This is a genomic window from Phenylobacterium sp., assembly GCF_044236515.1.
In the GTDB taxonomy this organism is placed as follows: domain Bacteria; phylum Pseudomonadota; class Alphaproteobacteria; order Caulobacterales; family Caulobacteraceae; genus Phenylobacterium.
Map to the genome: position 1 here is coordinate 1 of NZ_JBIIGK010000158.1, position 6,598 is coordinate 6,598.

At 69.6% G+C, this 6,598-nt stretch carries 7 protein-coding genes; 6 read left to right on the forward strand and 1 reads right to left on the reverse strand.

Features of this window, described 5'->3' with window-relative positions:
- Nucleotides 1–138 (reverse strand): aspartyl/glutamyl-tRNA amidotransferase subunit C (locus ACILRF_RS13545; protein WP_395673760.1); only part of this gene is annotated, 138 nt, incomplete at its 3' end.
- 80 nt (nt 139–218) lie between these two features.
- Here ACILRF_RS13545 and ruvX point away from each other — a divergent pair.
- The 6 genes from ruvX to topA form a co-directional block, all read left to right on the forward strand.
- Entirely contained in the window at nt 219–686 is a 468-nt protein-coding gene (ruvX, locus tag ACILRF_RS13550; protein ID WP_395673748.1) for a Holliday junction resolvase RuvX, read from the forward strand.
- Between the two features lie 43 nt (nt 687–729).
- Nucleotides 730–1,707 (forward strand): aspartate carbamoyltransferase catalytic subunit, encoded by a 978-nt coding sequence (locus ACILRF_RS13555; protein ID WP_395673750.1) that lies wholly within the window; start codon nt 730–732, stop codon nt 1,705–1,707.
- Nucleotides 1,707–3,002, forward strand: a complete 1,296-nt coding sequence (gene pyrC, locus ACILRF_RS13560; RefSeq protein WP_395673752.1) for a dihydroorotase — start codon at nt 1,707–1,709, stop codon at nt 3,000–3,002. Before ACILRF_RS13555 ends, pyrC begins: the two co-directional genes overlap by 1 nt.
- Before the next feature lie 85 nt (nt 3,003–3,087).
- Nucleotides 3,088–3,726 (forward strand): glycerol-3-phosphate 1-O-acyltransferase PlsY, encoded by a 639-nt coding sequence (gene plsY, locus ACILRF_RS13565; protein ID WP_395673754.1) that lies wholly within the window; start codon nt 3,088–3,090, stop codon nt 3,724–3,726.
- Nucleotides 3,723–4,814 (forward strand): DNA-processing protein DprA, encoded by a 1,092-nt coding sequence (gene dprA / locus ACILRF_RS13570; RefSeq protein WP_395673756.1) that lies wholly within the window; start codon nt 3,723–3,725, stop codon nt 4,812–4,814. The genes plsY and dprA overlap by 4 nt, the downstream gene beginning before the upstream one ends.
- 127 nt (nt 4,815–4,941) lie before the next feature.
- Nucleotides 4,942–6,598, forward strand: a 1,657-nt coding sequence (gene topA / locus ACILRF_RS13575; protein ID WP_395673758.1) for a type I DNA topoisomerase, incomplete at its 3' end; no start/stop codon positions are given.

Sequence of the window (6,598 nt, forward strand, 5' to 3'; positions counted from 1 at the left end):
GACGTCGACCTCGTCCAGCTGTTCGATCCAGTTGAGGATGCCCGACAGCTCCCGCGCCAGCGGCTCCAGCCTCTCTTCCGGCTCGGCGATCCGCGCGAGCCGGGCGACCTTGCGAACGGTCGCCGCGTCGATGGCCATACCATCCCTCCTAGAACTATGCCGGGTGGGTTAGCCGCCACGGGCGTGCTTTTGCAAGCGATCCCTCCTAAAGGGAGGCGATGGCCGTGATCGACCTGCTGGAAATGCCGACTGCGACGGCGACCTATTCGCCCCTGGTCGGCCTCGACCTGGGCGAGAAGACCATTGGCGTCGCGGTGTCCGACGCCACCCGCACCGTGGCCAGCCCCCTGCAGCTGATCCGCAAGGTGAAGTTCGGCGACGACGCGGCCGAGCTGTTCCGGCTGATGGAGAGCCGAGGGGCGCAGGGCATTGTCATAGGCCTGCCGGTCAACATGGACGGGACGGAGGGGGCCCGCTGCCAGTCGAACCGCGCCTTCGCGCGCAACCTGCTGCGGCTGCGCGACTTTCCGATCGCCTTTTGGGACGAGCGGATGTCGACCATGGCGATCAATCGGATGCTGGTGAACGAGGCCGACCTGACCCGCGCCAAGCGCGCCGAGGTCGTCGACCGGGCCGCGGCCGCCTGGATCCTGCAGGGCGCGCTGGAGCGCCTGCGGAACGGCTGAGGCCCTTCCCTCCCCGCCAAAACCTGCCTATGACCCGGCTTTGATGAGCACGCCGGCGCACGTTCTGAACGAGGTCCTGGGACGGACCTTCCCCTTCCCGAAGCGCCATTTCCTTTCGGTGCTCGATCTCAACGAAGTCGAAGTCGCGAGCCTGCTCGACCTCGCTGACGGCTTCGTGAGCCTCAACCGCCAGACTTCGAAGAAGCTCGACCTGTTGAAAGGTCGGACGCTGATGAACCTGTTCTTCGAGAATTCGACCCGAACGCAGAGCTCGTTCGAGCTGGCCGGCAAACGGCTGGGCGCCGACGTCGTCAACATGAGCCCCCGCTCCTCGTCGATCTCCAAGGGCGAGACCCTGATCGACACGGCGGTGACGCTGAACGCCATGCAGCCGGACCTGCTGGTCGTTCGGCATTCGTCGTCGGGTGCGGCGTCGCTTCTGGCGCAGAAGGTGACCTGCTCGGTGATCAACGCCGGCGACGGCCAGCACGAGCATCCGACCCAGGCGCTGCTCGACGCCCTGTCGATGCGGCGGGCGTTCGGCCACATCGCGGGGCTGAAGGTGGCGATCTGCGGCGACATCCTGCACTCGCGGGTCGCCCGCTCGAACGTCGCCCTGCTGCAGATGCTGGGGGCCTATGTCCGGCTGGTCGGCCCGCCGACCCTGATCCCGGCCCAGGCCGAGCGTTGGGGCGCCGAGATCCACCACGACATGCGCAAGGGCATCGCCGGCTGCGACGTCGTGATGATGCTGCGGCTGCAACTCGAGCGGATGGACGGGGTGATGGCGCCGTCGCAGCGCGAGTACTTCCGCTTCTTCGGGCTCGACCGCGAGAAGCTGGCTCATGCCGCGCCGGGCGTGCGTGTCATGCACCCTGGCCCGATGAACCGCGGCGTCGAAATCGACTCCGAAGTCGCCGACGACGTGGCGATCAGCCTGATCCAGGACCAGGTCGAGATGGGGGTCGCCGCGCGGATGGCGGTACTTGCGGCGCTGTCGGCCCGGCTGGACAACGACTGATGGCCACGTCACGCCCCCTCGCCTTCACCAACGTGCGCCTGCTGGACCCGGCGTCGGGTTACGACGGACCCGGGGCCTTGCTGGTGCGAGACGGCGTCATCGCCGAGGTCGCGCAGGGCGGCGATGTCGGAGGCCTGTCGGCCGATATCGAAGCGGTGGACGGCGGCGGCAAGCTGTTGATCCCTGGCCTCGTGGATATCCGGGTGAAGACCGGCGAGCCGGGGGCCGAGCCAAAGGAGACTCTGAAGTCGGCCGCCCTGGCCGCGGCGGCGGGCGGCGTCACCGCCATCGTGACCCAGCCGGACACCAACCCCGTCGCGGACGATCCCGCCGTGGTGGACTTCATTCTGCGCCGGGCGAGAGACATCGAGCTGGTCAAGGTGTTCCCCGCCGGCGCGGCGACCAAGGGCTGCGAGGGCAAGCGGATGGCCGAGATCGGCCTGATGCACGACGCCGGCTGCGTCTACGTCACCGACGCCGACCGGCCGATCGTCGATTCCAAAGTCTTCCAGCGGGTGCTGGCCTACGCCAAGGCCTTCGGCGTGCTGGTGGCGCACCGTCCAGTCGATCCGTGGCTCGCGGCCGGCGCGGCGGCGACGTCCGGCGAGTTCGCCTCCCGCATGGGCCTGCCGGGCGTGTCGGCAATGGCCGAGCGGATCGGGCTGGAGCGCGACCTGGCGCTGGTCGAGATGACGGGTGCGCCGCTGCTAGTCGACCAGGTGACGACGGCCGGGGCTCTGGAGAGCCTGAAGCGCGGCAAGGATCGCGGCCTGCCGGTCACGGCCTCGACCTCGATCAACCACCTGTCGTTCAACGAAATCGACATCGGCGACTACCGCACCTTCTGCAAGGTCGATCCACCACTGCGGACCGAGGATGACCGTGAAGCGGTGATAGAGGCCCTGGCCTCCGGCCTGGTCCAGATCGTCGTCTCCGCCCACGCACCGGCGCCCGCCGAGGACAAGCGCCTGCCCTACGGCGAGGCCGCGCCTGGCGCGGTTGGTCTGCAGACCTTGCTGCCGGCCCTGCTGACCCTGCATCACGAGGGGCGCGTGCCGCTCGCGACCCTTATCCGCGCCGTGACCTGCGCCCCGGCCGACCTCCTGGGCCTGCCGAGCGGCCGCCTGGCCAAGGGCGCGCCGGCCGATCTCGTGCTCTGCGACCTCAACGCTCCGATCCTGATCGACGCCGACAAGCTGCGGTCGAAGTCCAAGAACTCACCCTTCGACGGCCGCAGGCTGCAGGGCAAGGTGCTGCGGACGGTGGTGGACGGGCGGACGGTGTTCGCGGGCTAGACTCCGCGCACACTGAAGTTCTCGTATTGTTCGAGACGCCAAGGCCAAGCTATTGCTTGACGCCGACGTAGGCGGAGACCGCATGATGTTCGAAGGCTTGGACGCAGTGCAGATTGGCCTTGCCCTGGTCGGCGGCTATCTGCTCGGATCAATCCCGTTCGGGGTGATCGCCACGAGACTGGCCGGCGCGGGTGACCTGCGGGCCATCGGCTCCGGCAATATCGGCGCGACCAATGTCCTTCGGACGGGTCGCAAAGACCTGGCGCTGATCACCCTGATCGGCGACGGCGGCAAGGGCGCGGCGGCAGTCTTCCTGGCGTGGCTGGCGACGCGGGAGGCGCCTCTGGCGGCGCAAGCGGTGCTGACCTCGCTGGCCGGCGCGGCGGCGTTCCTGGGCCACCTGTTCCCCGTCTGGCTGGGGTTCAAGGGCGGCAAGGGCGTGGCGACCTTCCTCGGCACCTTGCTGGCCGCGGCCTGGCCGGTTGGCCTTGCGGCGGCGGCGACCTGGCTGGTGGTGGCCTTCGTGTTCCGGATCTCGTCGCTGTCAGCGTTGGTCGCCGCGGCGCTGGCGCCCGCTTTCGTTTTCCTGTTGGGACGGCCGACGCCAATCGCCTGGCTGGCGCTGTTCATGGCGGTGCTGATCTACATCCGCCACGCACCGAACATTCGTCGGCTGCTGAAAGGCGAGGAGCCGCGCATCGGGCGCAAGAAGGACGCCGCGTGACGCGGACGCTTCCGGACGCCCAGCGCATCGACTGGCTGCGCCTGGCGCGCACCGAGAACGTCGGGCCGGTTACCTTCGACCAGCTGATCCAGCGGTTCGGTGAGGCGGGCGACGCGCTCTCCGCGCTGCCCGACCTGGCCCGTCGCGGCGGCCGGATGGCGAGCCTGAAAGTCGCAAGCGTGGCGGCGGCGCAGGCCGAACTCGACGCCGGCGCGCGACTGGGCGCGCGCCTGATCTGCGCCTGCGAACCGGAGTTTCCCCAGGCGCTGGCGGCCCTCGATCCGCCGCCGCCGTTGATCTGGACCCGCGGGCGGACTGAATTGCTGCACCGACCGAGCGTCGCGATCGTCGGCGCGCGGGTGGCGTCGGCGGCCGGCCAGCGGTTCGCGCGTGGCCTCGCCGCCGAACTCGGGCAGGCGGGTCTCGTGGTGGTCTCAGGCATGGCGCGCGGCATCGACGGCGCGGCACATGAGGCGGCGTTGGGGAGCGGAACCGTGGCCGTACTCGGCGGCGGTGTCGACGACATCTATCCGCCGGACCACCGCGATCTCTACCTCCGGCTCGTCGAGCAGGGCTGCGTCGTCTCCGAGAGCGAACCCGGCCGCACCGCCGTCGCGCGCGACTTCCCGCGCCGCAACCGGATCATCGCCGGCCTGTCGCAGGCCGTGGTCGTCGTCGAAGCGGAGCTGAGGTCCGGCTCGCTGATCACCGCCCGGCTGGCGGCGGAACAGGGGCGCGACGTACTGGCCGTGCCGGGCTCGCCCCTCGATCCCCGCGCCCGCGGCTGTAACGACCTGATCCGCCAGGGCGCGGCCATCTGCGAGGGCGCGGAGGACGTCCTGCGCGCTCTCGAAGGCCTGCGAGGCTTCCGCGATCCGCCCGGGCGCTACGCGCCGCCGCCAGGCCCGGAGCCCGACGACGCCCTGAGGGAGAAGGTGGCCGCCCTGCTCTCCCCCACTCCGGTCAGCCGCGACGAGATGGTCCGCGCCACCGGGGCGCCGGCCGCCGCCGTTTTCGCCGCCCTGGTCGAACTGGCGCTGGCCGGCCGGGCCGAACTGCAGCCCGGCGGAATGGTCGTGGTGGGATGAGCCCCCTAAGGGGGCTCGCCGGAAGCGCGACGCAAGGCCCGTTGACAGCCAGGGTGCGCCGCCCCCACCTTCCGCGCTCTTCGGCGTCGGGCGACGCCGCCCGCGCATTGCCGGATTCCCTAAAGAAATGAACGTCGTCGTCGTCGAGAGCCCGGCCAAGGCCAAGACCATCAACAAGTACCTGGGCTCCGGCTACACGGTCCTGGCCTCGTACGGCCACGTCCGCGACCTGCCGGCCAAGGACGGCTCGGTGCGGCCGGACGAGGACTTCGCCATGTCCTGGGACGTCGACGCCAAGGCCGCCAAGCGGCTGGCCGACATCGCCGACGCGGCCAAGGACGCTGAGCGTATTATCCTCGCCACCGACCCCGACCGCGAAGGCGAGGCGATCTCCTGGCACGTGCTGGAGGTGCTGAAGAAGAAGAAGGCGCTGAAGGACGCGCAGGTCCAGCGGGTGGTGTTCAACGCCATCACCAAGTCGGCCGTCACCGAGGCGATGGCCAATCCGCGCGACATCGACATGGAACTGGTCGACGCCTACCTGGCGCGCCGGGCGCTGGACTATCTGGTGGGGTTCACCCTGTCGCCGGTGCTGTGGCGCAAGCTGCCGGGCTCGCGCTCGGCGGGCCGAGTGCAGTCGGTGGCGCTGCGGCTGGTCGTCGACCGCGAGGTCGAGATCGAGAACTTCCGGACCCAGGAATACTGGACGGTCGAGGCCGACGTTTCGGCCGGCGCCGATCCCTTTGCCGCCCGCCTCGTGAAGCACGCCGGCAAGCGGCTGTCGAAGTTCGACCTTGCGAACGAAGCCGCCGCGTTCGCGGCCCGCGACGCGGTCAAGGCGGCGACCTTCAAGGTCGCGGCCGTCGAGAAGAAACCGGCGAAACGCTCGCCGCCGCCGCCGTTCACCACCTCGACCCTGCAGCAGGAGGCGGCCCGCAAGCTCGGCTTCTCCGCGCAGCGGACCATGCAGACGGCGCAAAAGCTCTATGAGGGCGTTGACGTCGGCGGCGAGACCGTCGGCCTCATCACCTACATGCGGACCGACGGCGTGCAGGCCGCGCCCGAGGCGCTGGACGAGGCGCGGCAGGTTATCGGCGGCCTATACGGCCGCGACTACGTTCCCGACAGCGCCCGCATCTACAAGACCAAGGCCAAGAATGCCCAGGAGGCGCACGAGGCGATCCGCCCGACCAGCCTGGCCCGCAACCCCGGAAAGCTGCGCCTGGAGGGCGACCTCGGCCGCCTCTATGAGCTGATCTGGAAGCGGATGATCGCCTCGCAGATGGAAAGCGCCCGCATCGAGCGGACCACAATCGACCTGGAAAGCGCCGACGGCCAGACGGGCCTGCGGGCCACCGGCCAGGTGGTGCTCTTCGACGGCTATCTCGCGGTCTATGAAGAAGGCCGGGACGACCCGAACGACGAGGAGGGCGGCCGCCTGCCGCAGGTCGCCGAGGGCGCAGCCGCCAAGGTGATCGCCGCGAAGGCCGACCAGCACTTTACGGAGCCGCCGCCGCGCTATTCCGAGGCGAGCCTGGTGAAGAAGATGGAGGAGCTCGGCATCGGCCGCCCCTCAACCTACGCATCCATTCTCGAGCGGCTGCGCGACCGAGCCTATGTCCGGATGGAGAAGCAGCGGTTCGTGCCCGAGGACCAAGGCCGGATCGTCACCATCTTCCTCGAGGAGTTCTTCGCCAAATACGTCGAGTACGACTTCACCGCCGAGTTGGAGAACCAACTCGACCTGGTGTCCGCCGGCGACCTCGACTGGAAGCAGCTGCTCA

What these genes read in the sequence shown, in the direction of transcription:
- ruvX (WP_395673748.1), top strand. Translation starts at nt 219, where the DNA reads ATGGCCGTGATCGACCTGCTGGAAATGCCGACTGCGACGGCGACCTAT.
- ACILRF_RS13555 (WP_395673750.1), top strand. Translation starts at nt 730, where the DNA reads ATGAGCACGCCGGCGCACGTTCTGAACGAGGTCCTGGGACGGACCTTC.
- pyrC (WP_395673752.1), top strand. Translation starts at nt 1,707, where the DNA reads ATGGCCACGTCACGCCCCCTCGCCTTCACCAACGTGCGCCTGCTGGAC.
- plsY (WP_395673754.1), top strand. Translation starts at nt 3,088, where the DNA reads ATGTTCGAAGGCTTGGACGCAGTGCAGATTGGCCTTGCCCTGGTCGGC.